Genomic DNA, 17,041 nt, shown 5'->3' on the forward strand with positions numbered 1-17,041 from the left:
TTGCGAACCCATCTTAAACGGTTGACCCGCAAGACTATCTGCTTCTCAAAGTCAGAAGAAATGCACGATAAGATCATCGGATGGTATCTGACGATCAATCATTACCACTAAATCTGCGTCACGACCCCATTTCAGGTGAAATTGTGCCAAATATCACTTTGTTGCAACATTGCTCGCAGATAGCTGGGATAGCAGGATGAAAAGGGCTAAACTACGCCATCATAATATCTATCGGCCAGGGTATCTGTTGAATCGGTCGATAGTGATCAACTGGGCTGATCCAGCAAATATCGCGGCACGAAGGGATATAGCTCGGTAACTATGTTGTATAGCGTTTACGGATAATCAAGAAACCCAGTAATTAAGAGGCTTATAATACAGTGGCACAATACGTCTACACGATGCATCGGGTTGGAAAAGTCGTTCCCCCGAAAAGGCATATTCTGAAAAATATTTCTCTCAGTTTCTTTCCCGGTGCCAAAATTGGCGTACTGGGTTTAAACGGCGCAGGTAAATCCACCTTATTACGTATTATGGCGGGTATTGATACCGATATTGAGGGTGAAGCACGTCCACAGCCGGGTATCAAGATTGGTTATTTACCGCAAGAACCTAAACTAAATCCAGACCAGACCGTACGTGAAGCGGTAGAAGAAGCGGTTAGCGAAGTGAAAAATGCACTAACCCGTCTGGATGAAATTTACGCTGCCTATGCTGAACCGGACGCCGACTTTGATAAGCTGGCAAAACAGCAGGGGGAGATGGAAGCTATTATTCAATCTCACGATGGTCATAACCTCGATAATCAGTTGGAACGTGCAGCCGACGCTCTGCGTCTGCCACCCTGGGATGCCAAAGTAGAACATCTGTCCGGTGGTGAACGCCGCCGTGTAGCACTGTGCCGTCTGCTGTTAGAAAAACCAGATATGCTGCTGCTCGACGAACCAACCAACCACCTGGATGCTGAATCTGTCGCCTGGCTGGAACGCTTCCTCCACGACTATGAAGGTACTGTGGTTGCGATTACCCATGACCGTTACTTCCTTGATAACGTTGCCGGTTGGATCCTTGAGCTTGACCGCGGTGAAGGTATTCCGTGGGAAGGTAACTACTCCTCGTGGCTGGAACAAAAAGATAAGCGACTGGAGCAGGAAGCCTCTTCTGAAGCCGCTCGTCGTAAGTCGATTGAAAAAGAACTGGAGTGGGTCCGTCAGAATCCAAAAGGTCGTCAGGCCAAGAGCAAGTCCCGTCTTGCCCGCTTTGATGAGCTGAACAATGTTGAGTATCAAAAACGTAATGAAACCAGCGAACTGTTTATTCCACCGGGCCCTCGCATCGGTGATAAAGTGCTGGAAGTCAGCAATCTGACCAAGTCGTATGGCGACCGTATGTTGATTGACGATTTGTCCTTCGCGATTCCAAAAGGGGCGATTGTGGGTATTATCGGTCCTAACGGCGCGGGTAAATCCACGCTGTTCCGTATGATTTCACAACAAGAACAACCTGACAGCGGCACCATCACCTTAGGTGAAACGGTGAAGCTGGCTTCGGTGGATCAGTTCCGCGACAGTATGGACAACAGCAAGACCGTATGGGAAGAGGTTTCCGGTGGTCTGGATATTATGAAGATTGGTAACTTTGAACTGCCAAGCCGCGCTTACGTAGGCCGCTTCAACTTTAAAGGCACCGATCAGGGCAAGCGCGTAAGTGAGCTGTCCGGCGGTGAGCGTGGTCGTCTGCATCTGGCTAAACTATTGCAGGTTGGCGGCAACATGCTGTTGCTCGATGAACCGACCAACGACCTGGATATCGAAACCCTGCGAGCGTTGGAAAACGCCCTGTTGGAATTCCCTGGCTGTGCCATGGTTATTTCCCATGACCGTTGGTTCCTGGACCGTATCGCTACCCATATTCTGGACTACGGCGATGAAGGTAAAGTTGAGTTCTTTGAGGGTAACTTTACCGAGTACGAAGAGTGGAAGAAACGCACGCTGGGGGCGGAAGCTCTGGAACCTCATCGCATTAAATATAAGAAGATCGCCAAGTAGTTTTGGTCTATTCTTAATTGTTGTTGATAAAGCCCCGTATATGGGGCTTTTTTATAATAATTTATGTCTAATTAACATTAGCGAATATTCCGGCCGTAAAAGCCATGTACCTATATAACCTTAGTGCCCGGCCGGAAGACCATTGGTACTTAAATCCGGAGCCACCATGTCAAAAACTGTTTTAATACTTGGCGCCAGTGGACTTATCGGTAGCCAGTTACTGAATATGCTGGAGTCCGATCCCCGAATTACCCGCATTTATGCACCAGGCCGTCGTCCGTTATCCGGTGTTAGTTCAAAAGTAGTGAATCCGGTTGGTGATGATTTACAGACACTGTTGGACGGGCTGACAGAACCGCTTGATGTGGCGTTTTGTTGTCTTGGTAGCACAATAAAAGCGGCTGGCAGTCGTGAAGCTTTTCACTTTAGTGATGTGACATTACCGGTACATGGTGGCAGAACCGCGCTGCAATTGGGGGCGACTCACTATCTGGTGGTCAGCGCAATAGGTGCTAATGCAAAATCCTGGTTCTTTTATAACCGAACCAAAGGTGAAATGGAGCAGGCGCTGATAGCCCAGCGCTGGCCACATTTAACCATTGCCCGTCCTTCTATGCTGCTTGGCAATCGACCAACACCGCGGGCTAATGAGCTGATTGCGGCCCCGATATTTAAGTTGTTTCCCGGTAAATGGAAATCAATTCAGGCAAGCGATGTGGCTAACGTTCTCTGGATGCGGGCTTTTGCTCCGGCGTCATCCGCGGTTGAGATCGTTCAATCTGATAAACTTCGTGAACAAGCTGCAGAGAGTCAGACTTAGCGTTTTGCCTTTGGTCCGGTGGCATATTCCGTTACCAGAGGGTGATTCATCACCGCCTCAACAAAGCGCTCCAGCGCTGGCATATTCAACGTGCGGTTAGGATAGACCAGATAAAGTTCGTTTCCTTCTGCACGCCACTCTTCCAGCACCGGCTGCAATAATCCCTGTAAAACAACGTCTGTCGCCAGAAATGAAGGGAGAAACGTAATACCAGCACCGGCTATGGCACACTGACGGGCATACAATAAGTTGTCAGTAACATGGTGTGCCGTCTGTAACCAGCGATAGGTTTCGTCCCCTTTACGTAACAAACACTCTGACCAGGCACGGTGGGTAATACAACGATGCCGTTCCAACTGTCGGGGATGAGTAACAGGTTCAGCCTGAGATAAATATTGCGGAGAAGCGAGCAAATAGCGGGGATACAGGCCAAGAAAGCGCCCAATTAATGTGGAGTCCTGAGGCTTTCCGGTGCGGATACCTAAGTCAAACCCTGCCCCAACCAGATCGGTTACCGTATCAGAAACATAAACTTCTACCGATACTTCCGGATAACTCAGCTGAAAATCCGTCACAATGGGGGCTAACAGCGTTACGGCCAGCCCTGCGGGAGCCGTGATCCTGACTCTGCCACTGGGTGATGCCTTCAACATTTGCAGCGACTGGCTGGCGCGTTCCGATGCCTGCATCATCTCTTTGCAATGCACCAGATAGCGTTCTCCGGCAAAGGTCAGGCTTAACTGTCGGGTGGTTCTCATTAATAAACGTAGCCCCAACTCCTGCTCCAGATGGCTTATTCGCTGGCTGACGCTCGATTTAGGCAACCCTGCCCGTTTAGCGGCTGCGGTAAAACTGCCGGTCTCCACCACCAGGGTAAATAACGCCATTTCCTGCAATTGTTTGAACATGATTGTTCACCATGGATAAACAGTTTGTTTGCTAAAACTCATCTTATCACTTTTTATCAGTACAGCTAGACTGGTTGCCAATTACCGTTCAGAAAGGAAAATTCCATGTCCAAATATGCCATTGCTGTCGATCCGGCAAACCCTCAACAATTTATCCAGATTCCGGTACCTGAAGCGGCTCCCGCTGAGTTTGATCTGCTGGTTGAAGTGAAAGCAATTGCCATGAATCCGGTAGATACCAAAGTCCATGCCGGTTTGAAGAAAAATGGCTTACCGCAGCCTCGTATCCTCGGTTGGGACGCTACAGGTGTTGTGGTCGCCGTTGGCCCTAAAGCAGCAGGTTTCGCTATTGGTGATGAAGTCTGGTATGCGGGAGATATTACCCGTTCAGGTAGTAATACCACTCATCAACTGATTGACTCACGTATTGTGGCCCATAAGCCGAAATCCCTGAGCTGGGTAGAGTCTGCTGCTATTCCACTTACCGCACTAACCGCGTGGGAAGGTCTGTTTGAGCATCTGAAAATTCAGGATGCCGGTGATGATAAAACGTTGCTGATTATTGGCGGTGCCGGTGGCGTAGGCTCATTAGCCATTCCGCTGGCTGCGCTACGCAGCAAAGTACGCATTATTGCTACCGCATCCCGGCCTGAATCAACCAAATGGTGTCTGGATCGCGGTGCCGACCTGACCGTTGATTACCATAATCTGCAAGAGAACCTGTTAAAGCACAATATTAAGCAGGTTGACTATATTTTCTGTCTGAATGATACCGATGGTCACTGGAAATCCATGAGTGAAGTTATCGTACCATTTGGTCATATTTGTTCAATTGTCGAGAGCGCCCAGCCGCTGGAGCAATCGCTGATTCGCTCTAAAGGTGTCGCCCTGCACTGGGAGCTGATGTTTACCCGCAGTATGTATCAAACGCCTGATATGGCGGAACAGGGTCGCATTCTGCAACAGGTGGCAACTATGATTGATAAAGGCGAACTGAAAGGTACGCTGAATACCACCTTACATGGCCTTAGCGTAGAAACCATTACCAAAGCCCATGCGAAGCAGTTGGAAGGTCATATGACGGGCAAAATAGCGATTGAGTTTTAGTTTTGGGTGGGGTATTGATATCTTCCGTACTCCTCAGAAATTGGCATCAGTGAATATCCCGGCCGTAATAGCAGAGTGCTTATATTATCTTTCTGTTCGGCCGGAAAACCATCGATACTTCACTTCTGAGAGCGTCAAGTCGCCCTCAACGGTACTCTCTCCCGACGATTAGCCATTTTCTAAGTGCATAAACTCAACCATCTGATGTTGTCATCCGGTTGAGAAATTTCATATTCCGGGCATCCTTCTTCATGCCACTCTCATTAATTACTAATCCAATCAATCTATTATCTGTATTAACTTTCTGGTTTTGGCTGGAATAATCCCTGTCTGCATCAATAAACCGTCATCGGTGGATGGTATAATACCGCTATGGTTTAATCTGGTGGAATGCGTTAATGGACGACAAATTTGATGTCATCATTATCGGTGGCGGGATTGCTGGCTGTACCAGTGCGCTTTTACTGGCACGAGCCGGAGTAAATGTCTTGCTGCTGGAGCGTGCTGAACAGGCCGGAGGAAAGAATATTTCCGGCGGTCGCCTTTATAGCTACAGCCTTGAAGCTATTTTGCCCGAGTTTGCTCAATCTGCCCCCATTGAACGACAAATCACCCAGGAAAAACTCAGCCTGCTGACCGTAGAATCCAGCATTACTCTGGATTATCGTCACCCAGAATATGATCGGGGCGCCACATCCTATTCGGTGCTGCGGGCCAGTTTCGATCCCTGGTTAATGGAACAGGCCCAAAATGCCGGAGCTCAATGTTTGACTGGCGTTCAGGTGGATGCTCTGGTACAGGAAAATGGGGCAGTTTGCGGCGTTCAGATTGGTGAAGACCGGCTGGAGGCCCGTGTGGTAGTGCTGGCTGAAGGCGCCAACTCCCTGCTGGCAGAACAGCATCAGTTAATCAAAAAACCTCAAACTCACAGGATGGGAATTGGCGTTAAAGAAGTGTTGGCCCTTCCCCGCTCCCGCCTTGAAGAGCGTTTTTCGCTGGAAAATAATCAGGGAGCAGCCTGGCTGTTCGCCGGAGAAGCCATTGCAGGAAAAGCAGGAGGCGGTTTTTTATATACCAATAACGATACCCTCTCGCTGGGATTAGTCTGTAATTTATCGGTTCTGAGTCATGGAAAAAATGCACTGCCACAGATGCTGGAGAACTTTAAGCAACATCCGCTGCTGCGCCCATTACTAAAAGAGACCGAACTATTGGAATATGGCGCCCATTTGATTCCCGAAGGGGGAATCAATGCGCTTAGTTCTCCATTTGGCGCTGGCTATCTGATCGCCGGGGATGCCGCCGGATTTTGTGTGAATGCAGGTCATACCGTGCGCGGTATGGATCTGGCGGTTATCAGCGCACAAGCGGTAGCCGATACCCTGACAACAGCCCTACAAAAGGATGACTTCAGCGCGCCATCGCTGGCCGCCTACCAAACTCATCTGGAAAACAGCACTCTTTGGGCGGTACTAAAACAGTACCGTTCGTTACCCGATACCCTGCTACAAAACCCACGCTATTTTGCTGAATATCCACAAATGACCAGCGATATTTTACGCGAACTGTTTGAAATTAATCGTCATCCGGCACCGCCGCTAAGAAAAATTTTGTGGAAACATGCCCGTAAGGCAGGTCTGATGACGCTGTTTAAAGATCTGGTCAGGGGAGTACGCAGCCTGTGAAAACAGAAATAAAACTCAGCAAAAACCAATATATCATTGACGAAACCCAGCCCCATATCGTGCCGACAGACCATCCGGATCGACGGGTATTACAGCAGTTGGTTAACGTCTGTCCCGCAGGCCTCTATCAACTCAATCAGGATGGCGGCCTGAGCTTTGATTATCATGGCTGTCTGGAATGCGGAAGCTGCCGGTTATTATGTGATGAAAAAACGCTGGCACGCTGGCGCTACCCTGCGGCTGGTTACGGAGTAACCTTTCGGTTTGGCTAATATAGGATATGTGAAGTGCCGCAGGGAGGGCGGTTCACGGTTATGCTAACCTGCGCGATACTTTTTGCCGGGCCCTGAACGGCAGTAAAAATAATACAAGCCAAGCGGAGATCTTGCCTGTGTCTATATTGCAGTTATTGAAACAACACCCCGTCATCGCTGCGGTAAAAGATACTGAAAGCCTGAACACCGCTCTGGAATCAGACTGTAAGATTATCTCCATCCTGTACGGCAATATCTGTAATATCGGTACCATTGTTCAGCGCATCAAGAAAGCGGATAAATACGCCTTTATTCACGTCGACCTGTTAGACGGAACCTCTAATAAAGAGATCGTCATTAACTTTCTGAAGCTGGTTACCGCCGCCGACGGCATTATCAGTACTAAAGCCTCAATGATTAAAGCGGCAAAGGCTCAGGGGTTTTACGGTATTCACCGGATATTTCTGCTGGACTCCATCTCATTCCACAATATTGATAAACAGGTAGCCCAGTCCAATCCTGACTGTATCGAGATTCTGCCGGGCTGTATGCCTAAAGTATTGGGATGGGTGGCAGAGCAAATAGATTTGCCGATTATTGCCGGTGGGTTGGTATGCGATCATGAAGATGCAACCAATGCCCTGAATGCCGGAGCCAGCGCGGTGTCTACGACTAACACTGGAGTCTGGCAGCTAAAGTTTTGATGCTGATGCTGTAGCGGCGCTCAGAGAGTAATTCTTATTCGGGGTAGCCGCTCAATCTGATAATTAATCACTAATGCCTCGGGGAAATGGACTTCCCTCAACAGTTTTTCCGCCTCACTAAATTCACCCACGTCATAATAAATATGGCTGTCACTGCCGACAATGATTGATGCCTGATGTTGTTTACATAGTTCCAGCATTTCAATGGCCAGCGCTTTGGGGCGTTCTCGTCCCGCATTGGCGCGCAGCGTAGCATTATTTAATTCCAACGCCACCCGATACTGTTTAGCTAAAGGCACGACTTCCGTAAAATCAACCGGATAAACGCCATCATTAGGATGGCCGATAATATTCACTGCCGGATGACGAATAGCACCACATAGGGCCTGTGTATTCTGGTTCCTGCTACCCGGCACCAAATTCTGTTGATGCAGGCTGGCGATAACATAATCCAAACGGGCCAGATCCTGCTCTTCCACATCAATATTTCCCTGATAGTCAACAATATTAGCCTCAACGCCTTTTAGCACCCGAATACCCAACATATAGGGGGTAAAGACCTTAAAATTACGCAAATAATAAGGAATTGCAGTGGCTGGAGGCACACAGGCGTGATCGGAAATACCCATCACCTGTAGCCCTCGTTCTCTGGCCTGTTCCAGATTCTCTTTCAGAGTACTGTAAGCATGACCGCTGGCGACGGTATGGGTATGCAGGTCCATCAGCAATTTCACAGAGTACTCCGAATATTGGACTGCTGAACACAAACCACCAGCGCCTCCAATACTGCATTCATATCATCAACAATACCCACATCAGCCTGGGAAAAGATAGCGGCATCCGGATCGGTGTTAATTGCGACAATAAATTTACTGTGGCGAATTCCCACAGAGAAAGCGGCAGCACCGGATACTCCGGCAGTAATACAAACCTCGGGTGCCACCAATGCGCCAGACATTCCCAACATGGTCGACATACTGCTCCAGGCGTTCATCGCAACCGGACGACTCACCCCTAACTGTGCCCCCAGTGCCCGGGCAATCTCATTTAACCGCTGAACGTTTTGGCCATTCCCTGCGCCCTGTCCTATGGCCAGTACCCTTTCAGCTCGATTAAGCAATGGCTGCTCTTCCGGTATGCTCACCTGATGCCCGGCAAGCCATAGTGGAATTTCAGCTTCCGTTAATATGAGTTGCTGTTCAATTCCCTGATAATCCTGAGTTGGGGCTATCGCGCCACCCTGACGGGCCACTGCCAGACAGTAAGGCGTTGCCTGTAACGCTATCGTCGCCAGCATATTGTTCCCGTATACTGACTTTTCTATCTGACAGCCGCTTTCATTTACCTGTCCACTCATCACGCCCAGACAGGAGGCTCCGTCCAGACGAAAAGCCAGACGCGTTGCCAGTTCATTTCCCAGCGAGCCACCAGAAAACAGCAGCAACTCTGCCGGATAAATTTGGTAAACCTGTTCTAACAGCGGCAATACCGAATCGGCCAGCAGCAATGCCGGGCTTTTTAACCACTGAATTTGCGTGACAGAACAATCAAACTGCGGCAACGCATCGGGCTGAGCATGTTGATAAAACAGCCACAAAGCCACTTCAGTCGTTTCCAACTGACTCTGCTGTAGAAAGCGATTGATCTCCTGCGCCTGCTGTAAAAAAGAGGGGGCGTCTGCATCGAGAATTAATGCTATTTTCATCGGCTTAATCTCCCTTGCAGATAGTCATGGTACAAACGCCGGGCTTTCTCCTGCGGTGTACCGCCGGTAATCATCACGCCACAGCGTCGGCTTTGCTGGCGGGTCAGCTTAGTCAGTTGTTTATCGTTTTCCTGTTGTAACGCCTGCGGAGACAACCCAAGTTGTTCCAGTGAATAGTGGAGGATACTGTTTTTTGCTCCGGCCAGCTTCTGCTTCAGCGTAGGCACCCGCAGCGCACTGGCCTGAGTTGAATTACCTACCGCCAGTACCGAAGGAGTATTAATGGTTAGCTTTTGCTGTTGATCTTCCGTTTGTCTAATCACGACAATCTGTTTGCTCTCCCGGATAACCCGAAAATCAGTAACCTGAGTGATACAGGGCCAGTTTAACAGCTCCGCCAGCAGCATTGCCGTTTGCATGTTATGCCCTTCGCTACTCTGCATACCTAATACTATCAGGGACTGCTGCTCTACCTTTTGATGGTAGGCCTGCATGATTTTCGCTACCGCAAGAGGATTAAAGCGCAGATCAACAGATGAAGTAGGGTCGATTCTGATTGCAGACTGAAAACCCAACGCATACATCAGTTTCAGGTAGTGCTCCCCCCGGCTATCGCCAATGGTTAGCGCATTCAGATTAAGCTCGCCCTCCTGCCATGCTGCGCCGTCACGCACCATTAGCATCAGCTCTGCTGCACTTTCATCAAAACAGTTCAGCATGGTTTGAGTAAAACTGACATCAATTTGCAGACTATCGCCAGCCTGCCAGTCTTTTTCAGCCATCATGCTTAAATCAGGCGAAGCTTTAAAACCCAGCAAGATCTTCACACTCAACCCTCCTTTCCTGCGGCTGCGGTATTTTTTTCACCGTTGATGCCCCCACCAGCGTCAGATTTTTCGTTTCCGGAGCCCAAAGTACCGATACCCATAATCCTATTAGCAATACCGCCACCAGAATCAACATGGTGTATTGAATGCCCAGTGCCAGTATGGCGATGGGTAACAATCCGGTACTGATAGCCGAGCCTAAGCGACTCATGGAAGTAGCAAAACCCACGCCCAATGAACGAATATCCGTAGGGAAACTTTCTGCCGGGAAAACCCCCACTAAATTACTGACAGCAGAAATAGTCAGAGTAAAAATAGCGAACAATAACAGCATCATGCCGGTTTGCGAGGAAGGAACAAATGCCAGCAACATCAGACTTAGCATCAGGATCACAAATGCCGTAATCAAAAAACCCCGGCGGGAACAGAACTGAGTAAATCCAATGCCCATTAACGCCCCCACAATCAATAGCCCATTCAGCATCAGGTCGGTGGCAAAACTCGCGGTTAATCCAAGAGCACGTAGCATAGAAGGCAGGTAGGTATAAATGGCAAAGTATGGGATTACCAGACAGACAAAAAACAGGCTGTTAAACGCGGTTCTGCGCCAGTATCGCGGGGAAAACAGGGTGCGCAAATGACGAGCGGTTTCTACCGGAATTTCATCATTTAGCACCACATTAGGGCCAAAACAGCGTTTGACGATTTCGTGAGCTTCGTCGATGCGTCCTTTGCGCATCAACCAACGGGGAGATTCCGGCGTACCCCAGCGCAAAATCATAATGCACAGCGCCGGTATGGATGCCGATGCCAGCAACCAAGGCCAGGCATCCGGTCCGGCATCCGCCAGCCAGTGCCCCATAAAGCTGGCGGAGACATAGCCTACCGTCCAGATAACGCTAAAAGAGCCCAACAGTAAGCCACGATGTTTACGTGGAGAGAATTCTGCCAGCATAGTGTGGCCGACGGAATAATCGCCACCCAGGCCAATACCTACCAGTACTCGTAGCCAGAATAGCTGCTCGGGAGAAGAAGCAAAAAACTGTAAAAATGACGCCAGAGTAATAATCACAAAGCTGAAGGTGAATATCTTCTGACGTCCAATATGATCGGAAATCCATCCCAGGATCAGACTACCAAGAAACAGGCCAAACAGTGCAGAACTGCCAATCATTCCCTGCCAGAAGGGAGACAGTCCCATTTGAGGGCTGATTTGCGTCAGGGCAAAACCGATTACGCCCAACACATAACCATCGGTTAAATGTGCGCCAAAGGTCAGACCGGCAATTTTAATATGGAAACGGTTTAGGGGAATGTCATCCATGCGGACAGGAGAAGAGCTATGAGGTGTCGCTATTGTTCTGTTGTCTATTAACATAATTGTTCTCATTCAGCAGTAACGACCATTCGCAGTCCTTAAACAAAAACCGGGCCGTCTGCAACAGACGGACCCGGTCAGAGACACTTTAACTTTCAATCGGGTAGATGGTACCGATATTCATAATACCATTCGGGTCATACACCTCTTTCAGTGCTTTCAGAATGTAGTAAGCAGAACCGTGTTCATCTTTGGTCCAGTGCACACGATGTTTACCAATACCGTGATGGTGCACCATAGAACCTCCCAGCTTGATGGTCTCTTCCACAATGATTTTATTCAATGGATTGTGGTACTTATCAATCTCTTCCTGTGGTGAACAATCCACCACATTGTAGTCATATACAAAGTACATATTGGTACCATTGATATAACTGTGAGAAGAGTGACCGCCAAGCATAGTGATATCATCCGCGTGTGGGAATTCATTACGGATGCGGTGAATCACATTTTCATAAATTTTATTGATTGAACGCCAGTCGCCGGAAACTTCAGTGGTGAAGCCCATGTTCTTGGTCTTCATGATTTGTACCCGTTCAGCGGCAACTTTATCCGGTCCCCAGTTAAGGTTATTGAACCAGGTTTCAATCAGCTTGCTGTCCACCTTCTTACATTCAGGATGGCGAGCCACAATGGCTTCAATGCCGTTACCGGTCGCGCGAGCAATCTCTTTAGCGCCTTCCGCCATAAAGATCAGTACACACTTACCTTCAGCAAAATGAGTAAAGTGCTGAGTACCATTTTCCGCATCGTACAGGCGAGCGATAGACGGACGGTAACCCTCAACCATCACTTCACGCAGAATATCAAAGCCAGTCTTCATATTGTCCAGAATATAGCCGTAGAACAGGTTATTTTCCGGCATATATTTGAAGATTTTTACTGTAACTTCAGTGATATAACAGAGAGCGCCTTCGTTACCGATAATCACATGGCGAATGTCCGGTCCCGCCGCACGGCGCGGTACGTTTTTAATCCGGGTAACAGTACCGTCAGGGAAGACCGCTTCAAGACCTACCACCATATCTTCAATGGCACCGTACAGCGTTGAGAACTGGCCGATGCTGCGGGTTGCCACTAATCCACCCATTTGCGCTAACGGTTTAGACTGTGGTGAATGCCCGGTGGTATATCCCTTGGCACGCAGTTTGTTTTCCAATACTTCCAGCGCAACGCCGCACTGGGCTGTGGCCTGCATGTTTTCGATATCAATATTGATAACCTGATTCAGCTCGGAACCATCCAGAACGACCGAGTTCTTGACAACGGTTTCCAAACCACCTTCTGTCGCAGAGGAACCGGTACGTGGCACACAGTTAATCTGGTTTTCATTCAGGAATGCCAACACCTCAGAAACCTGCTGAGTATTGGCCAGTTTCACCACCGCTGCCGGTAGTGGTAACGTGAAGATACCGTGGATATCGGCATATTTTCTGAAACGGTCAATGCTGTTTTTCTGTAGTACCTTTTCATCGGTAATGACTCGGTCAGAGCCTACGATCTGTTTTAGCTTCTCAACGATAGCTTCTCTTGTCAGCGACATGATTAATCCTTCCTGCTTTTAGTACATTTCTATGGCATGTCTTATGCCATGGCGGTGGAGAACAAATAACCTGAACATCAAAATTTCGACTTAGCGCACCAGATAGCCGCCATCAACCACCAGCAGATGACCATTAACATAGTCAGAAGCACGGCTGGCTAAATACACCATTGCCCCCATCAAGTCCTGAGTTTCTCCCCAGCGATTTGCCGGAATATGGTCAAGAACGCGTTTGTTAGTTTCAGGATTTTTCCGGGTTTCGGTGGTGATATCAGTGGCGTAATAGCCTGGCGCAATGCCGTTGACCTGAATATTGTACTGGCCTAATTCATCACAATAAGCCTTGGTGAAACCGGCCAGTGCGTGCTTGGTCGCAGAATAGGCTGGTGACCACTGGCCACCCAGATAGGAGAACAGCGAACAGATATTGATAATTTTGCCGTGACGCTGTGGAATCATCACTTTTGCCGCTTCATAGCTGAGTTCAAAGGCCGCGGTCAGGTTGATATCTATCATTGGATCCCAATCCGCACGACCAAAATCCAGCACTTTATTTAACTTACAAATACCGGCGTTATTCACCACGATGTCCACTGAACCAAAGCGCTCCAGACACTGAGCAATCACTTTAGCCGGGGCGCCTTTTTCGGTGATATCCACCTGCATAAACTCAACGTTAACCCCTTGCTTCTCAATCATTTTGCGGGTTTCACCCTTATCCATGATGAAGCTTGGAATAAACAGATTGGCACCCGCTTTAGCCAGCGCCATCGCAAACGCCTGACCCAAACCGCTATTGCCGCCGGTAACAATTGCCGTTTTGCCTTTGAGTGAGAAAAAATCCAGAGAAAAATCATCCAACGCATTCAGTGACATGGTGTAACCCCTTTGATTCCTGATTAAAACGCAAAAAAAAAGAGAAAAGTAACTTCCCACCTAACGCGGGGAGCTTACTTTTCTCTTTTTTTTTGCCCTAAAATCAACGTTCCATAACTGAGATAACACCATGCAAAATAATAATTTTCGCCGTTGGTTAACGCTGGCGATTATCAGTATCAGCGGCGGCGTCAGTTTTGATTTGGCTTACCTGAGATATATTTACCAAATCCCCATGGCCAAATTTATGGGATTCACCAATACAGAAATCGGCTTCATCATGAGTACCTTTGGTATTGCCGCTATCATTCTGTACGCCCCCAGCGGAGTCATTGCCGATAAGTTTTCCCATCGTAAAATGATGACCTTCGCCATGATTGCCACCGGGCTACTTGGCTTTCTGATGTCCATTTACCCACCTTTCTGGGTGATGATTCTGATTCAGGTTGCCTTTGCCATCACCACAATCCTTATGCTGTGGTCTGTTTCCATCAAAGCCGCCTCACTGCTTGGTAATCATGAAGAGCAGGGAAAAATTATGGGCTGGATGGAAGGACTGCGCGGTGTGGGCGTAATGTTGCTGGCGGTATTTACCATGTGGGTGTTCTCACTGTTTATGCCGGAAGATCCAAACAGCCTGAAATCCGTAATTCTGATATACAGCGGAGTCTATATTCTGCTCGGTATTCTGTGCTGGTTCTTTGTCAGCGATGGCTTCACCTCCCGTACAGAAAGTGACGGTGAGAAGAAAGATAAACCCGCCTTTAAGTTAAGCGACATTCTGTCGGTGCTGAAAATCAGCACCACCTGGTATTGCAGCATGATTATCTTTGGCGTGTATACCATCTACGCCATTCTCAGCTACTCCACCAACTACCTGACCGAAATGTATGGCATGACGCTGGTCGCAGCCAGCTATATGGGGATTGTAATCAATAAAATCTTCTGCGCTATGTGCGGTCCTTTAGGTGGATTAGTGACCACTTACAGCCGTTTCAAATCCCCTACCCGCGTCATTCAGTTTCTGGCGGTAATCAGTATTATCACCCTTTGTGCACTGCTGTTTACCAATCAAAATCCGGGTTCTGTGGCCGTGGGTATTGGCCTGATTCTGCTGCTGGCTTTTGCCTGCTATGCCTCTCGTGGCCTCTACTTCGCCTGTATTGGTGAAGCTCGTACCCCGAAATACATTATGGGCACGACCGTTGGTATTTGTTCTGTAATTGGTTTCTTACCTGACGTCTTTGTCTACCCCATTGTTGGTTACTGGCAAGACTCCCTGCCGCCGGCTGAAGCCTATCGCAATATGTGGTTAATGGGCCTGGGTGCTACCTATCTGGTTATTGTGTTTACTTTCCTGCTGTTTAACAACATGAAACGCGCCGGGCAGCAGGTGGCAATGCCAAAACCAGTAACTGAATAACATCATTTTGAACATTATTGTTTTAATCACGAGGTTAAGAAATGAGTGACAAATATTTGATGGGTGTTGATGTGGGCACCCAAAGTGCCAAAGTGGTGATATTCGACCTTCAGGGCAATGTGGTTAGCGAAGGAAAAAAGGCGCTACGTAAAATGGATATTCCAGCGCCTTTGCTGGCTGAACATCCGGATGATGACCTGTGGGACTCTTTAAAACTGGCTTTCCAGCGGGCCATGGCCGAATTCTCTCAGGCCGGTCGAAAAGCAGAAGATATTCAGGCTATGGGCGTATGTATTATCCGCTGCTGTCGGGTATTGCTAAAAGAAAACGGCGAACTGGCCTACCCGGTAATTAACTGGATGGATAAGCGCTTAAACAAGCCTTACGAGTACATTGATGCCTATAAAGGGGTGCGCTATGTCACCACCACTTCCGGCTATATTACCCATCGCCTGACGGGAGAATTTAAAGATACCTGCGCCAATTACATTGGCTGGTGGCCGATGGATAACGACACGCTGGACTGGAGCACCGATCCTGCGGTCTGGAAGAGTTGCAATCTGACACGGGAAAACGTACTGGATGTCGTAAAACCAGGGGAGATTTTGGGCTATGTCTCCGAACTGGCAGCAAAACAGATAGGCGTACCTGCCGGTATTCCGGTAGTTGCTACCGCTCATGATAAAGCGGTTGAAGCATTAGGAGCGGGTTCACTGGATGAAGGGGTCGCGTTGATTTCTCTGGGTACTTATATCGGGGCCATGGTTCATGGTCATGCCAATGTAAAAGACGCTCAGAATTTCTGGCCGTTCCAGGCCTCAATTCCCGGACGCTATTTGTATGAGTGTATGGGTGTTCGCCGCGGTATGTGGACCATCAGTTGGTTCCGCGATCAGTTTGGTGAATCTGCCCTGGCGGATGCCGATGAAACCGGTGTCAGTATTGAAGAACTCCTGAATATGGAAGCCTCAAAAGTCCCTGCCGGTTGTGAAGGTCTGCTCACTATTCATGACTGGGCACCACCATCGGAAGCAGAATTCCGTAAAGGCGTCATGATGGGCTTTGATGGCCGCCACACCCGCGCCCATATGTATCGTTCAGTGTTGGAAGGCATTGCTTTCACCATGAAAAATCATATGGATAAGATGGCCAAAGAGCTTAACACGCCGTTCAAGCGCCTGATTATCTCCGGCGGTGGCGCCAACAGCGATCTGTTTATGCAAATCTTCGCTGATGTATTTGGCATTCCCACCAGTCGAAATGTGATGAAAGGCTCAGCCTCGGTAGGATGCGCCATTAACGCCGGCATGGCCGTAGGTGCCTTTGACAGCTACGAACAGGCAACACAGAAACTGGTGCGCATAGGGGACAGCTTTATGCCCGATATGGAAAATCACCGGTTCTACAATGAGCTGAATGGCGAAGTCTATAAGCAGGTAAACCAATATTTTGACCCGCTATTGAAAAAGCTAAGTCCGCTGGTAGTGTCCACTTCCCTTAAAATGAGACAATTATAATTAGACTTTCTGCCTTACTTAATCGCAGGAGTATTTATGAAAAAGATCCGTTTTACTGACTCCCAAATCGTTAATATCTTGAAACTTGCCGATTCAGGAATGAAAGTGGATGATATTTGCCGTCAAAATGGTATTAGTAGTGCAACCTATTATAACTGGAAATCAAAGTATGGCGGTATGGAAGCTGCTGATATAAAAAGAATAAAGGAACTTGAAGAAGAAAATACTAAATTGAAAAAGATGTTT

17 protein-coding genes are annotated in these 17,041 nt (G+C 48.3%); 10 read left to right on the forward strand and 7 right to left on the reverse strand.

The window, feature by feature from the left end:
• The 3 genes from LPW36_RS15970 to LPW36_RS15980 form a co-directional block, all read left to right on the forward strand.
• Nucleotides 1–111, forward strand: a 111-nt coding sequence (locus LPW36_RS15970) for an IS1 family transposase (RefSeq protein ID WP_230607651.1), incomplete at its 5' end; no start/stop codon positions are given.
• Nucleotides 112–380: 269 nt separating this feature from the next.
• Nucleotides 381–2,048 carry an energy-dependent translational throttle protein EttA gene (gene ettA, locus LPW36_RS15975; RefSeq protein WP_230611357.1) on the forward strand — a complete coding sequence of 556 codons (1,668 nt, stop codon included), beginning with the start codon at nt 381–383 and terminating at the stop codon, nt 2,046–2,048.
• A gap of 166 nt (nt 2,049–2,214) precedes the next feature.
• The gene (locus LPW36_RS15980; RefSeq protein WP_230611360.1) at nt 2,215–2,868 is read left to right on the forward strand and encodes a Rossmann-fold NAD(P)-binding domain-containing protein; all 654 of its coding nucleotides are present in this window, start codon (nt 2,215–2,217) and stop codon (nt 2,866–2,868) included.
• Here LPW36_RS15980 and LPW36_RS15985 read toward each other — a convergent pair.
• Complete coding sequence (locus tag LPW36_RS15985) at nt 2,865–3,776, reverse strand: LysR family transcriptional regulator (protein WP_230611362.1); 912 nt, start codon at nt 3,774–3,776, stop codon at nt 2,865–2,867. The two genes, LPW36_RS15980 and LPW36_RS15985, sit on opposite strands and share 4 nt — an antisense overlap.
• Before the next feature lie 105 nt (nt 3,777–3,881).
• Here LPW36_RS15985 and LPW36_RS15990 point away from each other — a divergent pair, with 105 nt between their 5' ends.
• From LPW36_RS15990 to LPW36_RS16005, 4 genes are all read left to right on the forward strand, one after another.
• Nucleotides 3,882–4,883 carry a zinc-binding alcohol dehydrogenase family protein gene (locus LPW36_RS15990; protein ID WP_230611364.1) on the forward strand — a complete coding sequence of 334 codons (1,002 nt, stop codon included), beginning with the start codon at nt 3,882–3,884 and terminating at the stop codon, nt 4,881–4,883.
• A gap of 398 nt (nt 4,884–5,281) precedes the next feature.
• Nucleotides 5,282–6,568: an FAD-dependent oxidoreductase gene (locus LPW36_RS15995; protein ID WP_230611366.1), complete on the forward strand. Its 1,287-nt coding sequence runs from the start codon at nt 5,282–5,284 to the stop codon at nt 6,566–6,568.
• Nucleotides 6,565–6,840 carry a ferredoxin family protein gene (locus LPW36_RS16000; protein WP_420844805.1) on the forward strand — a complete coding sequence of 92 codons (276 nt, stop codon included), beginning with the start codon at nt 6,565–6,567 and terminating at the stop codon, nt 6,838–6,840. Before LPW36_RS15995 ends, LPW36_RS16000 begins: the two co-directional genes overlap by 4 nt.
• Before the next feature lie 119 nt (nt 6,841–6,959).
• On the forward strand, nt 6,960–7,526 hold the full coding sequence (locus tag LPW36_RS16005; protein WP_230611368.1) for a glycerol-3-phosphate responsive antiterminator: 567 nt from the start codon (nt 6,960–6,962) through the stop codon (nt 7,524–7,526).
• A gap of 20 nt (nt 7,527–7,546) precedes the next feature.
• Here the strand turns inward: LPW36_RS16005 and LPW36_RS16010 are convergent, their stop codons facing one another.
• The 6 genes from LPW36_RS16010 to LPW36_RS16035 all read right to left on the reverse strand — a co-directional run bounded on the left by LPW36_RS16010 (nt 7,547) and on the right by LPW36_RS16035 (nt 13,855).
• Nucleotides 7,547–8,260: a phosphatase gene (locus tag LPW36_RS16010; RefSeq protein WP_230611371.1), complete on the reverse strand. Its 714-nt coding sequence runs from the start codon at nt 8,258–8,260 to the stop codon at nt 7,547–7,549.
• Complete coding sequence (locus LPW36_RS16015; protein ID WP_230611374.1) at nt 8,257–9,231, reverse strand: electron transfer flavoprotein subunit alpha/FixB family protein; 975 nt, start codon at nt 9,229–9,231, stop codon at nt 8,257–8,259. Before LPW36_RS16015 ends, LPW36_RS16010 begins: the two co-directional genes overlap by 4 nt.
• Nucleotides 9,228–10,058 carry an electron transfer flavoprotein subunit beta/FixA family protein gene (locus LPW36_RS16020; RefSeq protein ID WP_230611378.1) on the reverse strand — a complete coding sequence of 277 codons (831 nt, stop codon included), beginning with the start codon at nt 10,056–10,058 and terminating at the stop codon, nt 9,228–9,230. The genes LPW36_RS16015 and LPW36_RS16020 overlap by 4 nt, the downstream gene beginning before the upstream one ends.
• A complete protein-coding gene (locus LPW36_RS16025) occupies nt 10,036–11,436 on the reverse strand; it encodes an MFS transporter (protein WP_230611381.1) in 1,401 nt (466 codons plus the stop codon). The genes LPW36_RS16020 and LPW36_RS16025 overlap by 23 nt, the downstream gene beginning before the upstream one ends.
• Before the next feature lie 88 nt (nt 11,437–11,524).
• Nucleotides 11,525–12,979: an FAD-binding oxidoreductase gene (locus tag LPW36_RS16030; RefSeq protein ID WP_230611384.1), complete on the reverse strand. Its 1,455-nt coding sequence runs from the start codon at nt 12,977–12,979 to the stop codon at nt 11,525–11,527.
• A 90-nt stretch (nt 12,980–13,069) separates the two neighbouring features.
• Nucleotides 13,070–13,855, reverse strand: a complete 786-nt coding sequence (locus LPW36_RS16035) for an SDR family oxidoreductase (protein ID WP_230611386.1) — start codon at nt 13,853–13,855, stop codon at nt 13,070–13,072.
• A gap of 130 nt (nt 13,856–13,985) precedes the next feature.
• Between LPW36_RS16035 and LPW36_RS16040 the strand changes: the two genes are divergently transcribed.
• From LPW36_RS16040 to LPW36_RS16050, 3 genes are all read left to right on the forward strand, one after another.
• Nucleotides 13,986–15,278: an MFS transporter gene (locus LPW36_RS16040; protein WP_230611388.1), complete on the forward strand. Its 1,293-nt coding sequence runs from the start codon at nt 13,986–13,988 to the stop codon at nt 15,276–15,278.
• 41 nt (nt 15,279–15,319) lie between these two features.
• Nucleotides 15,320–16,795 carry an FGGY-family carbohydrate kinase gene (locus tag LPW36_RS16045; RefSeq protein WP_230611390.1) on the forward strand — a complete coding sequence of 492 codons (1,476 nt, stop codon included), beginning with the start codon at nt 15,320–15,322 and terminating at the stop codon, nt 16,793–16,795.
• A 36-nt stretch (nt 16,796–16,831) separates the two neighbouring features.
• Nucleotides 16,832–17,041 (forward strand): transposase (locus LPW36_RS16050; RefSeq protein ID WP_230611392.1); only part of this gene is annotated, 210 nt, incomplete at its 3' end.

This window comes from Limnobaculum eriocheiris, assembly GCF_021010575.1.
GTDB lineage: Bacteria > Pseudomonadota > Gammaproteobacteria > Enterobacterales > Enterobacteriaceae > Limnobaculum > Limnobaculum eriocheiris.